Origin of the sequence: Chloroflexus sp. (genome assembly GCF_034431535.1) — a bacterium.
Taxonomy (GTDB): domain Bacteria; phylum Chloroflexota; class Chloroflexia; order Chloroflexales; family Chloroflexaceae; genus Chloroflexus.
The window spans coordinates 66631-81620 of record NZ_DAOUDC010000012.1 but is presented as its reverse complement, the minus strand read 5'-3'; the positions used below and the strand labels follow the sequence as shown (position 1 = coordinate 81620).

The following is a 14990-nucleotide window of genomic DNA, read 5'->3' as shown; positions in this document are numbered from 1 at the left end:
AGGCAAAGGTGCAGTAGCGCCGGACGGCTGTTCGGCTCCACAGAGAACGCAGAGGGGGCAACGCAAAGGCGCAGGAGACGCAAAGGTGTTTTGGGGTGGGAGCGAAGAGAACGGTTGTCTCTTTGGTAACAGTCTTTGCGTTGCTTGGCGGGAGGATCGTCTTGGCGGTTGTTAGGGAATAGTCACAAAAAGACACAAGAGACACCAAAACGTTTATGGTTTTTGTGTCTTTTCGTGGCTATTTGGAGATCACACTTATGCTAAACCGTCTCTTCGGCTGGGGTAAACGCGGTGAACCCGGCGACCGTCCGCCTCTCTTGCGCGGCGACCGGCCCGGTGAGCCGATCACGCTCAAGGTGGCGCTGATTACCCACGATCCGCCGATCCCCGAACGCGGCGGCTTGCCGTTGAGCCGGGTGATGGGCTGGAATGACGCCAAAACCTTGGCCACGCAGTACATTGCCGATCTGCACGCCTGTTCGGGCGGGATCGCCGATTATCGGATTGTGATGCGGCGGCATTATACCGACTTTCCGGTTAAGATTGATGGCTTTCGCTACGATAGCGCCACCTATTTGGCGGCGTGGGAGCGGCGCATGCCGGCGCACCAACCCGATGAAGCCGATTATGAGCGGTTGCTCGATCAGATCGGGTTGGCTGCCGAGCTTGAGCGCGGCGAGCTGGATGAGCTGTGGCTGTTTGCCTTTCCGTATGCCGGTTACTACGAGAGCCGGATGGTTGGCGTGGATGCGTTTTGGTGCAATGCGCCGCCGCTGCGGTTGCCCTATGCGCGTCGCCGCTATATTGTGATGGGGTTCAATGTCGAGCGCGGGGTCGATTGCATGCTCGAAAACTTTGGCCATCGCGTCGAGTCGATCATGGCGCATGTCTACCGCAATCATCCGCCGGAGCGCAACTTGTGGGAACGCTTCACCCGGCTCGACGAGTGCGGTAACGTCCATTTCGCGCCGTCAAGTGCGCGCGACTACGATTGGGGAAACCCGCGGCCAGTGTGGGCGCGGGCCGATGCGTGGTACCAATTTCCCGATCTCAGTGCGCCGGCCCGCTTGATGCGCTGCGCCGAATGGGGCGGCGGCGATATGCGCCTGCACCATCTCTGGTGGCTCGATCATCTGCCGCGGGTCGCCGGTGAAACCGATGGCGTCGCCAACAATTGGTGGCGGTACGTCTTGCAACCGTGGATTGTGCCATGAATGCGCATTGGCCGTTCATCCCCCTCTGGCAGCGCCTCATGCGCTATTTCAGCCGCGGCCAGAGCACGCTGATGCTGGCGGCGTATGCTATGATTAGCTTCGCGCTGGTTGAGTTTATCCTCTTCCACCGCCACTTGCCGCCAGAACGATTTTACCCGGTGGTGTTGCTCTTGAGTGTGCTGCTGGCGCTCAACGCCGCGTGGGAGGGTTTGCAGCGCCGTTGGGGTGAAGCGGCGGCGAACCGTTTCTATTTTGCCGCCAGCAGCACGCTCTTGTTAGTGGTGAACTATGTTGGTCTCGATGCCGGTTGGACGTTCCTGCCCTTTTTGCTCTTCGTCATTGCTTCGCAGGCGGTGGTCGGGCTAGGGGTGTGGCGCGGTCTCGGTATCAGCCTGCTCTTGTACCTTGGCTGGGGCGGTGTGCTCTGGTTGCGCGGCGCCGCGCTCGAACATCTCCTTGCACAAATCTCCTCCATTTTGTTAGGTTTGATCTTCACCTTGGTATTTTCGGTTGTGCTGGCGCGTTTGGCCGATCAGATGGCCCGCGCCGAGCGGTTGGCCGCCGAGTTGCGCACGGCCAATGTGGCGTTGGCGGCGGCGCGCGAACGCGAAGTCGCCTTGGCGGCGGCGGAAGAGCGCGTGCAGTTGGCGCGCGAGATTCACGACGGGCTCGGCCATCATCTCACGGCGCTGAATGTGCAATTACAAGCCGCTGCCCGCCTGCTCGACCGCGATCCGGAGCGGGCGGCGCAGGCGCTGGCTCTTTGCCGGGAAGAGGCGCAGGCGGCGCTGACCGAGGTGCGGCAGAGCGTGGCCTTGATGCGCGCCAATCCGCTGGCCGGCCAGCCGCTGCCAGACGTGATCGCCGGAATGGTGCGCGATTTCGATCGGGTTTCGCCCTTGCAGGCCCGCTTTGCGCTTGAAGGTGACGTGGGCGAGGTGGCGCCGGCGGTGGCGATGACGCTCTACCGGGCTGCCCAAGAGGGGCTTACCAATGCCCAAAAGCACGGGCAGGCCACGCAGGTGACAGTGCGGCTGATCGGCACTGCTGATAGTGTACGGCTGGAAGTGATCAATGACGGCCCACCGGCGCCACCGGTCGCCGAAACCGGTTTTGGCCTTGCCGGTCTGCGGGAACGGGCGGCGCGCTTGGGTGGAACCTTGCAGGCGGAACCGCTGTCGGCGGGTGGTTTCCGGTTGGTGATGGCTGTGCCCCGTGCGGGAGCGGAGGGAGGGCCGTATGATCCACATTCTGTTGGTCGATGACCAGACCTTGGTGCGGCAGGGAATTCAGACCCTGCTCGATCTGGAAGAGGATTTGACCGTGGTAGGGGCGGCAGCAAACGGTCAACAGGCGCTGGCCATGATTGAGCAATTGCAGCCGGATGTGGTGTTGATGGATGTGCGCATGCCGGTGATGGATGGTGTGGCGGCGACCCGTGAGATCACCAAGCGGTGGCCGCACATTGGCGTCATTATTCTCACCACCTTCGATGATGATGAATATGTGATCGAGGGCTTAAAGGCCGGTGCGCGCGGTTATATGCTGAAAGATGCCGATAGCAGCGAGATTGTCGAAGCGGTGCGAGTTGTGGCCCGCGGCGAGGCGTTGATTCAGCCGAGTATCACCCGCAAAGTGCTGGCTGAGTTCACCCGGCTGGCCGGTGGTAAGGCGCCGACAACGCCGCCGTTGGCCGAACCGCTCACCGAACGCGAGATGGACGTGCTGCGCGGGATTGCCGCCGGGCGGTCGAACCGCGAGATCGCCGATCAGCTTTGCATTAGCGAGGGCACGGTCAAGAATCACGTCTCGAACCTGCTCGCCAAGCTGGCGGTGCGCGATCGCACGCAGGCCATCATCCGCGCTCGCGAGTTGGGCTTGATCGAGTAATTCCTTCCTATGCCAAACGTCATCCCCCGCCTATGACCGCAATCTATCCTGCGCCACTGGCGGCCCCTCGCGTCAAGGGCTATGCTTCAGACAGGCAATCGAGCGAGGTGAAAGCGAGGCAAGCGATGGCAACCGAAACGACAATGACCGAAACGCGCAACCGGTCGGTGGTGGGGATGGTATTGATTACGATTGGCATCATGTTGCTGTTGGGCTATGTGTTCGACACTGGTCTGCTGGTGCTGCCGATGATGGCGATCATCTTCGCCATTGCCGGCATTCGCAAGCGCGAGGCGGGTTGGTTTGTTCCAGCGGGCATCATTGGCGGTATCGGGTTGGGGGCGGCGTTGATCGAAACGTTGCCGCTGGCCGATCCTGTTGCTGGCGGCGTTTTTCTGCTCTCGTTTGCGGCTGGTTGGGCGTCCATCCCGCTGCTCAGCGCGCTCTTCGCGAACGAGAAAGTATGGTGGCCGTTCATCCCCGGCGGCGTGATGGCCGTGATCGGCTCACTCATCCTGATCGGTGAGGGTGGTATGACCTTGCTTGATCTGATCTTCAACCGGGCTGGCTGGGTTTGGCCGCTGGTGCTGATTGCAATTGGCGTGGTCTTGCTGCTCCGGCGGGAAGCTGAGTAACGATAGAGCGCATTCCAGTAGGTATGGGAAGGATGGGGCTGTGGAGTCTGGTCACAGCCCCCTGCTTTGCAGCGTGGGAAGGTGCTTGACAATGACTGACGCTACGTTACCCACAACACCGGTACGCACCGCCGTTTCGCTCCAGCTCAGATCGTGGCGCCAATCCATTTTCCTTTCGCTGTGCTCAGGCATCTTGATGGCTCTCGCCCAACCGGCACTGGTTGATATGGGATGGCTAGCGTGGATCGGCCTCGTTCCAGTATTGGTCGCTCTTGCCGGCCAGCCGGTGCGTCGCCATCTCTGGATTGCGCTGCCTTGCGGCATCCTCTGGTCGCTCGGCGCGCATGTGTGGTACCCAACGATGTTTGGTTGGGCCAGCGGCATGCTGCTGATAATAATGGTCGGTTTCTTTTACGCGGCGCTGTTGCAAGCCGGTATGGTGCTGGCCGTTCGCTTGCCGCCCTCGTTCCACATTGTTGGTCCGCCGCTCGCGTGGACGGCGTTGGAGTTTGTGCGCACAGTGATGCCGGTGGCCGGCGATTGGTGGTTCGAGGTATTGGCGAAAACGCAATGGCGTTTTCCCCCGGCGTTGCAAATCGTCACCCTGACGGGCTTGCCCGGATTGAGTTTCGTGATCGTCTTGGTCAATGCGGCGCTTGCGGCCATGCTCGTCGTCGCTTGGCGGAAGCGTGTTGCTTGGTCAGCAGTGCTTGGTTTGGGGAGTGTGGTATTGGTACTGGCATCGGGATGGTGGGTGATCAGGCCATCACCTGCAGAGACAGTACGGATCGGGGTCATCGTCGATCTCGCCAACCAGCGTGAGCCGGCGCAACCCGCTGTGCTTGAGCGTGATGTTGCGCTCACGCGGATGCTGGCAGCGCAGCAACCGCAACTGGTGGTATGGCCGGAAAATGAGTTGGCTACGGTTGACGAACCGGCGCTGCGTTTGGCGATTGGGCAACTGACCCAAGCGCTGAACGCATTTATTGTTGCCGATATGGTCTGGCCCACACCCGCTGGCCTTCACGATACGGCGGTTTTGTTTGGGCCAGATGGAGCTGAGGCTGGGCGTCAAGCCAAGATCAATGTGACCGGCGAGGAGCGTGCGCAAGGCTTTATTGACGGTCAGCGGCGCTTTCCGGTCTACCCAACCCCATTGGGAAGCATCGGCCTTGGCGTTTGCTACGATCGGCACACACCGGATATCACGCGCCAATTGGCCCGTGCCGGCGCTCGCATTGTCGCTATGCCTGCCGATGATGATTTCGCCGCCAATCCGTGGTTCCCGCGCACGCATGCTGCCGATACCGTCGTGCGGGCGGTTGAGAACCGAGTCGCTTTTGCGGTTAGTAATACCAGCGGGATCGCCATCGTTGTTGATCCCTATGGCCGTATCACTGCCGAGAGTGGGGTCAATCAGATAACAGCCCTGATCGGCGAGACGGTTGTCAGCCACGAGCGAACATTGTATACACGTGCCGGTGATTGGTTTGGGTGGTTGATCGTAGGTGTGGCCAGCATACTGATGCTGGCACGGCGGCCAGGGCATCATAACGGTAGAGGCCAGTGATCCTGATGTGCTGCTATCAGGATCACCGGCAGCCAGCCCAACTAGAAAATAATCTGATCGGCATTCACCTGCTCGAGGCTGCTCCACGGCGAGCGCACCTGCTCGGCGCGCAGTTGGCCGCGCCGGTAGAGCACTAGCAGAATCACGCCGGCGATCGCGATCAAGGTGAGTGCGCTCAGGTAGACGGCGATGTAACCACTCGCTACCACGCCGCTCATCCGCCCAATGATGTCGCGGGCGAGACCTGCGGCGATAGTGCCCACGCCTTGGGCCAACGCCTGCGTAATGCCCCACAGGGCAAGGAACAGACCGGCGTGGGCGCGGTCGCAAAGGCCCATCACCAGCGAGAGGCCGCCGACGATCAGCATACCGCGGCCCATACCGATCAGCGCCACGCCACCGAGAAACTGCCCGACATGATCGGGCGAGGTGGACATGCTAATGGTGGCGAAGCCAACAATGCCGAGCAGCGACGCGCCGCCGATCATGCGCAACGCCGGTTGGCCCCGCCAGAGCAGCCAGCCGGTCAATACAATCGCGGTGAGCATGCCGCCGCCCCACACGGCGGTCAAGCGGGTCGTTTCGGCGACCGTCATCCCCAACACCTGCCCGCCGTACGGCTCAAGCAACACGTCATGGACGGCAAAGCCAGTGGTGGCCAGCGCCAGCACGATAAACAGGTTGCGCAAGGGGCGCTGCGCCGCCAGCATCCGCAACGAATCACCCAGCGTTTCGCGCACCCGCACCGGCGTCACGTCGGCCAACTGGCCGTTTGGCTTCAGCCGCTCTTGGTCGAGCATTGACATAAACGTCAAGAAGACGAAAGCCAGCGCCGAACCTTGCATCACCTGTATCAGGCGGGTATGGCTATAATCGATCAGCAGCTCGCCGATCAGCAACGAGCCAACGATCGTGCCCAACACCAGCGCCACCCACAACAGACTCAACACCCGCCCGCGCTCTTCTTGCGGAGTCACATCGCTCACAATCGCGAGATAGATCGTCTCGGCGATGTTGACTCCGAGTCCATAGGCGAAAAAGATCGCAAAACAGACGATCACTGCCAACGGGAACGGCAAATAACCCTCGCCGCTGAGCAGAATGAGTGAGAAGGGTGCAGTGGCCAATCCACCGTAGGTCAGCATTGCCCCTAACACGAGATAGGGGGTGCGCCAGCGGCCAGCGGCGCGATTGACGTCCGACTGGTAGCCGAAAATGGCACGGGCTGGCGAAATAAAGTAGTGCAGCGCCAGCAAGGAACCAACCAAAAACGCGGTGATCCCGAGCTCGTTGATCAACACCCGGTTGAGCGTACCGGTGAGCGGCGCGAGCGAGAGACCCATTCCGAACTGAAACAGACTGAGACGAAAAACGCGCAGCCACATACGTAGGCGCGGACGGGCTTCCAGCCAGTGTTGTACCTGACGAAACGGCCGCAGCAACGTGTCTGCCATTGCCATCTTCCGGCTCCTTGCGCTAGAGCGTCGTTGTTGTGACGTATTATAGCACGTGGTGACATGCGATATAAACGAAGCTGGTCTCGAGTGTGGGTGCAAGCTCCTTTCCATCTGTGTTGGGATGGCTTTCGTCTCTTACCCCTGCTCTCACCTGATGGTGGGAGTTCTGTGAGTTCAAGGGTGAACCGAACCAATTCACCCTCACCCCTGCCTCGCTCTCCGGTTGTCATTGCGAGCCGCGTCGGGGCAATGCATTCCCCGCGCGGCGAAGCAATCTCCTCCGAGGGCGGACGATGTTCCCTCAGCGTTCGTTTGCGCTGGAGCAGGGGATTGCTTCGGGCGCGCAGCGCCCTCGCAATGACAGGCCGGGAGCAGAGCGCTCCTGCGTTCTGCTCCCGCAATGTCTTGACCGCTATCCAGCGGCTCCCCCGCTCCCGTCGTCAGGTGGGAGCGGGGGCCGGGGGGTGAGGGCTAATGCCAAGACGCAGTAGAGCCGGCTGCCCGGCTCCGCAAAGGGGCAACGGCGCAGAGGTTTGAACGCCAAGACGCAGTAGAGCCGGACGGCTGTCCGGCTCCGCAAAGGAGGCAACGATCATTGCCCCCTCTGCGCCCTCGGTGGTACGCATGAGGCGGCCCCACCCCGTCTTCCCTGTGGTATGATGGTAATCACAGCGAAGTACTCTACCGAGATTGCCTACTATGAGCCGAATTGCCGAAACCTTTGCCCGCCTCCGTTCTGAGGGACGCATTGCCTTAATGCCATACTTGACGATCGGGTTCCCCGAACGCGAGAGCACGTTAGAGCTAGTGCCGGCGCTGGAAGCGGCAGGCGCCAGTTTGTTTGAGTTAGGGGTGCCCTTTTCCGATCCGCTGGCTGATGGCACAACGATCCAGCGCGCCACCCAGCGCGCCCTCGAGCATGGCGTGACGATGGCCGATTGTCTGGCCACTGTCGCCGAGCTGCGCGCGCGCAAGGTAGCGGCGCCACTGCTCTTAATGGGTTACTACAACCCGTTGTTACGCTACGGCCTCGAACAGGCCTGCACCGATTTGGCCGCCGCTGGCGGCGATGGCTGGATCATTCCCGACCTGCCGCTCGAAGAGGCGGCTGATTTGCGCCAGATCGCCGCGGCGCACCAGCTTGATCTGATCATGTTCATTGCTCCCACCACCCCGCCGGCGCGGATCGCGCAGATTGTCACCCACGCCAGCGGCTTTATCTACATCGTCTCGTTGACCGGCGTGACCGGCGCGCGGCAGGCGCTGGCCGGCAATCTGGCTGAACTCATCGCCACGGTGCGCCAACAGACCGATCTGCCGTTAGTGGTCGGGTTTGGGATTAGCCAGCCGGCGCACGTGGCCGATGTGGCGCGGATTGCCGATGGCGCTATCGTCGGCAGCGCCTTGATCGACCGCCTCGAACGGCTGTCGCCGGCTGAGCGGGTGACCGGCGCTGCCGCTTATGTTCGCGAATTGTTAAGCGCGGTGGAATGAGCCTAGGCTAGAGAGGAGCAGAGCGATGGAGGCGCGAGCGTATGTGTTGATCGAGGCCGAGTCGGGCAAGATCGGCGAGGTGCTGGCTGCGCTGCGCGCGATCGATGGCCTGATTGCGGTTGATGCCGTCACCGGTCCCTACGATATCGTAGCAACCGTGCAGACGCCTGATCCGCGCCAGATTGGCCGGCTGGTGATGAGCGAGATCCACGCGATTAGCGGTATTAAGCGCACGATTACCTGCATGGTGATTGGGTGAGGTGCGTTGACTGGAAAGGCGCATCGTGTGGCCGAATACGTGTTGAAAAAGGGCAAGGTGCATCACAAGTGGGACAATGGCCTACCGCCGGCGATCGAAATCGCTTCCGGTGATGTGGTGCATTGCGAGACGGCGGAAGTGACCAATGATCAGGTGACTCCCGGTTGTGATGCCAGCGTGTTGATGAATCTCGATTTTAGCCAGCTCTACCCGCTGGCCGGCCCGATCTCCATCAAAGTTGCGATGCCCGGCGACATCCTCGAAGTCGAGATTCTGCGCTTGCAGCCGCTTGATTGGAGGTGGACGGGAATCATCCCCGGTCTGGGTTTGTTGGCGCAAGATTTCACCGCGCCCTACATCCGCCATTTCGATCTCAGCAACGGCCAGACCGCGCCATTGCGCGATGATATTCACATCCCGTTGCAACCGGGTTGCGGCACCATGGGGATGGCGCTCGATGAGCCGGGGGCGTTTGATGTGTTGCCGACCGGCAAAGGCGGCGGCAATATCGACACTCGCCACCTGAATGTCGGGGCCAAGCTCTATCTGCCGGTGTTCGTGCCCGGCGCACTCTTCTCGGCGGGTGATTGCCATGTCGTGCAAGGTGACGGCGAAGTGTTCGTGACCGGCATCGAATGCCCAATGCAGTTTTCGTTGCGGTTGAACGTGATCAAAGGCGATCGCTCAAGCTGTGGCACTACCACTTCTACACGCCACCCGGCCCGATCCAACCCGCCTACGACGCGCGCGGCTACTACGTCACCACCGCCATCGGCCGGCGCTCGATCAAATTGCGAAAGATGCAGAAGAAGCAAAACCGGCCACACTCAAAGGCGATGCCCAACGCTCCGCCGAGCAGCAGCGAGAGCGACGCCGGCGCGCCAGCGCCGGGAGTGGCGTGCATCGCATACGCTCCGGCCACGAGCGCAATCAAGCTCACTACGCCAAGGCTGGCCTGAAGCCGATTGGTTGTTGGTGAAGCAGCCCGCTCAAGCGAGCTGCTCTGCGGTAGCATCTGAGCCATCGTCTATTTCACACCCCAGACCGTGCCGGCTGGATTGGCAATCGGTACTCCGACGCTATTGCCGTATTCCGTCCACGAACCATCGTACAGGGCAACTTGATAGCCGAGGATTTCGCTCAACACGAACCACGTATGGCTGGCTCGCTCGCCGATGCGGCAGTAGGTAATGATCGGCTTGCTGCCATCGATGCCGGCATCAGCGTACAACTTGCGCAACTCCTCGACACTCTTAAAGGTGCCGTCATCGTTGAGCGCCTTCTTCTAGGGGACGTTAATCGCGCCGGGGATATGGCCGGCCCGCACCGCCAATTCTTGGAAGCCCTCTGGTGCGAAGATCTTGCCGCTAAACTCGTCAGGCGAGCGAATATCGACCAATGCCTTATCCGCTTCGCCGTACACCACCTTCAGCACATCGGGCAGGAAGGCGCGCAACGAGCTATCTTGCTGGACGGTGAACGCGCCGGTGGGGTACGACGGGGCGCGGGTGGAGAGTTCACGACTCTCGGCTTCCCACTTGCTGCGCCCGCCGTCAAGCAGCCGCACATCTGTTACGCCGTACTGGCGGAATACCCACGCGCCTATGCGGCAAACCAGTTGTAGTTATCGCCATAGAGCACGATCGTCGTGTCATTATTGATCACCGCCGCGCGGGCTAGTTCCTGAAATCGTTCGGGGGCAATGATATTGCGCGCGACCGTATCGACAAAATCGGTCGTCCAGACAAAATTGATCGCGCCGGGGATATAGCCGCGCTCGTACAGACCGGGCACGACACTGATCTCGATCACGCGCATCTGCGGGTTGTTGAGATTCGCGGCGAGCCAGTCAGTGCTCACCACAACCTGATCGAACGGGCGCGGCTCGCGGGGTGCATTTGTGGTTGAAACCGGAGCGTTGTTCGTTGTTGCCGGCTGAGCCGCTGATTGGGTGACGCTCGCTTGCGAACGAACAAAGGCGATCACCGCCACAATGGCGAGCGTTGCCAGCGCGCCGCCAAGGGCAGCGCCGGCAAGGCGCAACGTCGGGTTATTCACGATCCTCCCTCACTTTCTCTGGTCAAGCGGTTTGGGGGTTGCACCGGTGCAAGCCGGAGTATAGCTGAGATTGTCGAGTTTGTTGATATACTTGATCAAGAATTTAAGAATATCTTGGATAAACAGTTGACGCGAGCCGGTCTTGCGAGTACCATACCAGTGAGTTAGTTTATATCTTGATGCATTGCCTATGGATCCATCACCTGCTCGCCGGATGCGCTGGGCTGTGGGCGGCGCATTAATACTGGCGTTATTAGCAATCGTGCTGGGCGGGGTGTTTACCGTCGTGATCAGTCTCTTCACCGGCCAACTCGCGCCTGATTCCGGTTGGCTGGATTGGGTGCGCGTGCTATGGCCGGCAATACTGGCGTGGGGACTAGGCGCGCTGCCGTTCGGCGCGGCGTTAGGGTTTTTTGCGTCGTTGATCTGGCGCGAAGTTTGACTCTTCGCCGTAGCCGCGCTATAATCAGGGCGTTCGGGGCGTAGCGCAGACCGGTAGCGCACCTGAATGGGGTTCAGGAGGTCGCTGGTTCAAATCCAGTCGCCCCGACCATCCGGCAACGCTGGTGAGCATTTGCTCGCCAGCGTTCGTATTTTTGCGCTTTTTTCTCTGGATAACCAGTGCAGTAAACGATTTTTTGCCCGGCGATACTAGTAAAATGCCAATAATTACTCAGTACATCTTGACACCTTCCATGATTCGGCGCTATACTGCAAGCATGTGGCGAACACCATTCGCGCTGCTATTGCGTTTCCTCAACGCATAACTTCTCTTTTTCGAGCGGCGCCAGCACATATCACGTGGGAGGATCCGGGATGGCGACTATCAGCCTGCAAGACGCCTACACACAAGCCAGAACATTCCTCGAGGCGAACCAGATTGAGCAGGCAATTGGCCTGACCCAGCACATCCTCGCGCACCACTCTGATAATCTGGAAGCCCAACGGTTGCTTGGCGAGGCGTATCTCGCTCAGCGCGATTTGCCCGCCGCCGTGGCGACCTTCGAGCAGGTGTTGCAGGCTGATCCCGAAAATATTCCGGCCCACGTTGGTCTTGGCATGGCCTACGAGTGGCAAGGCCGGCTCGATAAGGCGATTGCCGAGTTTGAACAGGCGCTGGAAATCCGTCCGGATATGCCCGAACTCCGCGCCCAGTTGGTGCGGCTCTACACCGAAGCGTGGGGGAGCGAGCATGCCGCTCTCCGCCTCAGCCGCTCTGGGTTAGCCCGCCTGTATGCTCGTGGCCACATGTTGCCGCAGGCAATTCATGAGTTCCGCAATGTGATCGCCGAACATCCTGAGCGGCTCGATGCGTGGGTTGGTTTGATCGAAGCCCTTTGGCGTGATGGCCGGCTTGACGAAGCCGTTGAGGCATGCCAGCAGGCGTTGCAGGCGCAACCGCAGCTCCTGAAAGCGCACCTGATCCTCGGTGCGCTATTGCTTGAAGATGGCGACCAGCGTGGCTTTGATCACTGGCGCATCGCGCAACGCCTCGATCCGTATCAGACCGTCGCGCGCATGCTGTTTGATCCGCTGCCGGTGGGCGCGCCAACGCCTGATGTCTTGTTGCCAGCGTGGGATGAGGCTGAGTGGCGGGCGCAGCGCGCGGCAGCCGCAGCGCCGGCGGCGGTCGCTGCCGATGATGATTTTTTTGCCGAAGCCAGTTGGTTGGCGCCGGCGGCCCAACCCGCAGCCGTGGCTTCGGCGATGTCAGATGATGATCTGCTGGCGATGTTGCTCTTCTCGCCGCCGGCGACGAGTGTTGCCTCCTCGCCTCAGCCGGCGACATTGGGTGGCGATGCGTTCGATTTCGATCTCGATCTGCCGGGGCCGGCTGCGACCCCGACCGGTTTGACGCTTGATGAGATTGGGGTCAATGTAGCAGCAACTGCCCCCGCCGAACCAGAATTGGCCCCGTTCTCGCTGGAGGAGCTGGGGCTGTCGCCGGACGAGATTGCCCAATTGGAGGGCGGTTCGCCGGCGGTGCAGGCGGCAGAGCCGGCACTGACGCCGTTCTCGCTGGAGGAGCTAGGGCTGTCGCCGGACGAGATTGCCCAATTGGAGGGCGGTTCGCCGGCGCAGGGATTGACGCCGTTCTCGCTCGAAGAGTTAGGCTTGCCGGTTGATGAGGCCGCGCGATCTCAAGAGCAGGGTACTGCGGGTAGTGATGCATTTGCTGATGAATTGAGCGGCCTGCAACCGTTCTCGCTCGATGATCTTGATTTCGGGGCAAGTGCTCCTGCCGGTGAATTGCCGCCCTCGTTGCAACCTTTCTCACTTGACGATCTGGCGCTTGATGAGGCGCATCCTGCGCCCCAAGCTGAACCGGTTGAACCGGGAATCTATAGCTGGCAAGAACCGTCAATGCGGAGTGGCGGTATTCAGCTTCCCCAAGAGGCCGAGCCGAGCGGGCCGTCGATCTTTAGCAAGTTGATTGAACGTGCTGCTTCGTTGCCGCCGATCGAAGAGCCGCCGCTGTCGTCGGTTGAGCTTACTGATGCTGATGTAGCGGCATATTTCTCGAATGATGATGTGTCGTTGCGCGAAGATGACGGTTCGCCTGAGCGCTTGACCGGAACCTTCCGTTTGCCTAAGTTGAGCCTTGATGAGAGTCTTGCTCCTTCTGGCGCAGTAGGCGCATTGAGCGGCAAGGGTGAAGAACCAGTAGAAGAGCTGGAGTTAACGCCGTTCTCGCTTGAGGAGTTGAGCCTCTCTCCGGAAGAAATTGCGCAGCTTGAGGCGATGCAACAGCCGGAGCAGCCGGCGGCGGCAGAGCCGGAATTGACGCCGTTCTCGCTGGAAGAATTGGGGTTGTCGGCAGAGGAGATTGCGCAGCTTGAGGCGATGCAACAGCCGGAGCAGCCGGCGGCGGAGAGCAAAGCTACCAAGGTTGTTGATGAGTCGCTGGAAAGCCTGTTCGCACCAACCGGATCGGTTGATAGCAACGTCTTGGCCGATCTAGGCATATCTCCCGCTGAAGCGGAATCGTCGTTTGCGTTGCCCGGTGTCGAACCCTTCTCGCTCGATGAGTTTGGCGATCTCGAACCGTTCTCATTTGAAGATCTGGAAGGCGGCGCGGCCAATGCCGGTGGTGAGTTGGCCATCCCGCCGGAAGAGATTGACAACTTAAATCTAGGTAATTTTGAGACGGTCGTCTTCTCAGAAGATGAAGAGCCAATGATCGATACCGGTGATCCCGTGCTTAATCGTCTGATCCAGTTGGGGCACCGGCAAGGCTATGTTGACCTCACTGATATCATCGCGTTAGTGAAAGATCCCGAACGCGAGGCAGATCGGATCGAGCAGCTTGGCTGGTCGCTGCACCAAGCCGGGATCCAGCTTCGCGACGGTGACGAAATTATTGATCTGGAGGCCGAAATCGGTGAGGAAGAGGCCGGGCCGGCAGCGCTGGTAGCTGAAGCGGATCTCACTCCGTTTGCCGAGGAGGTGCCGGCGGTGCAGGCGGCAGAGCCGGAACTGACCCCATTCTCGCTGGAAGAGATGGGCCTTTCGGCGGAGGAAATTGCGCAGTTAGAGGTGATGCAGCAGGGTGAGCAGCCGGCGGCGATAGCGGAGGAGCCAGAGCTAGCGCCATTCTCGCTAGAAGAGTTAGGGCTGACGGCAGAGGAGATTGCGCAGTTAGAGGCGATGCAGCAGGGTGAACAGCCGGCGGCGCAGGCAGCAGAAGAAGACCTGTTTGATTTCAGCGTTGCCGAAGCGGTTCCGGTGGCAAAGGCGGTGCGCACCACCCCGCGCGTAGAAGAGCCACCGCCATCCCCCAAACCAGAAGATGCGAGCTTTAAGCCTGAGCCGCTCGATGCGCTGGATGATATTTGGCAAGCCCCTCCAGAGTCAGTCGCGCCCGAGCCGGCCCGGGTCGTGTTGCCGCCGCTCTCGGAACGGGCCAAGCCGCAACCGGCATCCCGTGCTGCAATGGCGGAAGAACGGCGGAGTGTAGCGCCAACACGTGACGAGCTGCGCTTTGCGCGCCGCGAGGCAGCAACTGCCGGACGAGGTCGATCGGCCCGTGCGCCATTGCGGCCACGCGCGCCAGAAGATTTTATCCCTACCGGCAATGCTAAGCTTGATGACTATCTGCGCCAGTTGAGCGCCAATCCAGCCAATCACACGCTGGTCTTCACAATTGCCCGCCTCTGCGCACAGATAGGTCAGGCGGAATTGATGGCGGTAGTCTATCGCCGTTTGCTCAAGCAAAGCGCATTGCTTGCCCGGATCGCTGAGGAGCTAGAAGATCTGATTAATACCGTCGATGATATTACGGTGCTGCGGCAGTTGCACCGGTTATTGGGTGATGTCTATTCGCGGCAGGACCGGCTGGATGAAGCCATTGCCGCCTACAGCGTCACATTTGCTGAGTAAGCAGTATCCGTCTTACTTTAGACGAAAGCAGTC

General features: G+C 60.5%; 11 protein-coding genes, 1 tRNA gene and 2 pseudogenes. 11 read left to right on the top strand and 3 right to left on the bottom strand.

All coding sequences use genetic code 11. The features are described 5' to 3' along the window. Positions 1-257: 257 nt before the first annotated feature. The 5 genes from U9R61_RS02605 to U9R61_RS02585 all read left to right on the top strand — a co-directional run bounded on the left by U9R61_RS02605 (position 258) and on the right by U9R61_RS02585 (position 5309). On the top strand, positions 258-1214 hold the full coding sequence (locus U9R61_RS02605; protein ID WP_322487261.1) for a hypothetical protein: 957 nt from the start codon (positions 258-260) through the stop codon (positions 1212-1214). Then, positions 1211-2479, top strand: a complete 1269-nt coding sequence (locus U9R61_RS02600) for a sensor histidine kinase (protein ID WP_322487260.1) — start codon at positions 1211-1213, stop codon at positions 2477-2479. Before U9R61_RS02605 ends, U9R61_RS02600 begins: the two co-directional genes overlap by 4 nt. Further along, positions 2454-3104, top strand: a complete 651-nt coding sequence (locus U9R61_RS02595) for a response regulator transcription factor (RefSeq protein ID WP_322487259.1) — start codon at positions 2454-2456, stop codon at positions 3102-3104. The genes U9R61_RS02600 and U9R61_RS02595 overlap by 26 nt, the downstream gene beginning before the upstream one ends. A gap of 125 nt (positions 3105-3229) precedes the next feature. Continuing rightward, positions 3230-3739, top strand: coding sequence for a hypothetical protein (locus U9R61_RS02590; protein WP_322487258.1), 510 nt, complete (start codon positions 3230-3232; stop codon positions 3737-3739). 91 nt (positions 3740-3830) lie between these two features. Continuing rightward, positions 3831-5309 (top strand): apolipoprotein N-acyltransferase, encoded by a 1479-nt coding sequence (locus U9R61_RS02585; RefSeq protein ID WP_322487257.1) that lies wholly within the window; start codon positions 3831-3833, stop codon positions 5307-5309. Positions 5310-5350: 41 nt separating this feature from the next. Here the strand turns inward: U9R61_RS02585 and U9R61_RS02580 are convergent, their stop codons facing one another. Beyond that, on the bottom strand, positions 5351-6769 hold the full coding sequence (locus U9R61_RS02580; RefSeq protein ID WP_322487256.1) for a BCD family MFS transporter: 1419 nt from the start codon (positions 6767-6769) through the stop codon (positions 5351-5353). A 696-nt stretch (positions 6770-7465) separates the two neighbouring features. Between U9R61_RS02580 and trpA the strand changes: the two genes are divergently transcribed. From trpA to U9R61_RS02565, 3 genes and pseudogenes are all read left to right on the top strand, one after another. Continuing rightward, on the top strand, positions 7466-8260 hold the full coding sequence (gene trpA, locus U9R61_RS02575; protein WP_322487255.1) for a tryptophan synthase subunit alpha: 795 nt from the start codon (positions 7466-7468) through the stop codon (positions 8258-8260). Between the two features lie 25 nt (positions 8261-8285). Then, positions 8286-8519, top strand: a complete 234-nt coding sequence (locus tag U9R61_RS02570) for an Lrp/AsnC family transcriptional regulator (protein WP_066782560.1) — start codon at positions 8286-8288, stop codon at positions 8517-8519. Between the two features lie 27 nt (positions 8520-8546). Then, positions 8547-9194: pseudogene (locus tag U9R61_RS02565) on the top strand (acetamidase/formamidase family protein); the annotation flags it as partial. A gap of 79 nt (positions 9195-9273) precedes the next feature. Here U9R61_RS02565 and U9R61_RS02560 read toward each other — a convergent pair. Further along, positions 9274-9534, bottom strand: a complete 261-nt coding sequence (locus U9R61_RS02560; RefSeq protein WP_322487460.1) for a hypothetical protein — start codon at positions 9532-9534, stop codon at positions 9274-9276. 12 nt (positions 9535-9546) lie between these two features. After that, positions 9547-10577 (bottom strand): annotated as a pseudogene (locus tag U9R61_RS19890) (sulfurtransferase). Between the two features lie 190 nt (positions 10578-10767). Here U9R61_RS19890 and U9R61_RS02545 point away from each other — a divergent pair. The 3 genes from U9R61_RS02545 (at position 10768) to U9R61_RS02535 (ending at position 14957) form a co-directional block, all read left to right on the top strand. Beyond that, positions 10768-11019 carry an ABC transporter ATP-binding protein gene (locus tag U9R61_RS02545; RefSeq protein ID WP_322487253.1) on the top strand — a complete coding sequence of 84 codons (252 nt, stop codon included), beginning with the start codon at positions 10768-10770 and terminating at the stop codon, positions 11017-11019. Between the two features lie 34 nt (positions 11020-11053). Continuing rightward, a tRNA-Pro gene (locus tag U9R61_RS02540) sits at positions 11054-11130 on the top strand. A gap of 263 nt (positions 11131-11393) precedes the next feature. Next, a complete protein-coding gene (locus U9R61_RS02535; RefSeq protein WP_322487252.1) occupies positions 11394-14957 on the top strand; it encodes a tetratricopeptide repeat protein in 3564 nt (1187 codons plus the stop codon). Positions 14958-14990 lie beyond the last annotated feature (33 nt).

Excerpts from the sequence above, each read along its gene's own strand:
- U9R61_RS02605 (WP_322487261.1), top strand. The coding sequence starts at position 258 with ATGCTAAACCGTCTCTTCGGCTGGGGTAAACGCGGTGAACCCGGCGAC.
- U9R61_RS02600 (WP_322487260.1), top strand. The coding sequence starts at position 1,211 with ATGAATGCGCATTGGCCGTTCATCCCCCTCTGGCAGCGCCTCATGCGC.
- U9R61_RS02595 (WP_322487259.1), top strand. The coding sequence starts at position 2,454 with ATGATCCACATTCTGTTGGTCGATGACCAGACCTTGGTGCGGCAGGGA.
- U9R61_RS02590 (WP_322487258.1), top strand. The coding sequence starts at position 3,230 with ATGGCAACCGAAACGACAATGACCGAAACGCGCAACCGGTCGGTGGTG.
- U9R61_RS02585 (WP_322487257.1), top strand. The coding sequence starts at position 3,831 with ATGACTGACGCTACGTTACCCACAACACCGGTACGCACCGCCGTTTCG.
- U9R61_RS02580 (WP_322487256.1), bottom strand. The coding sequence starts at position 6,769 with ATGGCAATGGCAGACACGTTGCTGCGGCCGTTTCGTCAGGTACAACAC.
- trpA (WP_322487255.1), top strand. The coding sequence starts at position 7,466 with ATGAGCCGAATTGCCGAAACCTTTGCCCGCCTCCGTTCTGAGGGACGC.
- U9R61_RS02570 (WP_066782560.1), top strand. The coding sequence starts at position 8,286 with ATGGAGGCGCGAGCGTATGTGTTGATCGAGGCCGAGTCGGGCAAGATC.
- U9R61_RS02560 (WP_322487460.1), bottom strand. The coding sequence starts at position 9,534 with ATGCTACCGCAGAGCAGCTCGCTTGAGCGGGCTGCTTCACCAACAACC.
- U9R61_RS02545 (WP_322487253.1), top strand. The coding sequence starts at position 10,768 with ATGGATCCATCACCTGCTCGCCGGATGCGCTGGGCTGTGGGCGGCGCA.
- U9R61_RS02535 (WP_322487252.1), top strand. The coding sequence starts at position 11,394 with ATGGCGACTATCAGCCTGCAAGACGCCTACACACAAGCCAGAACATTC.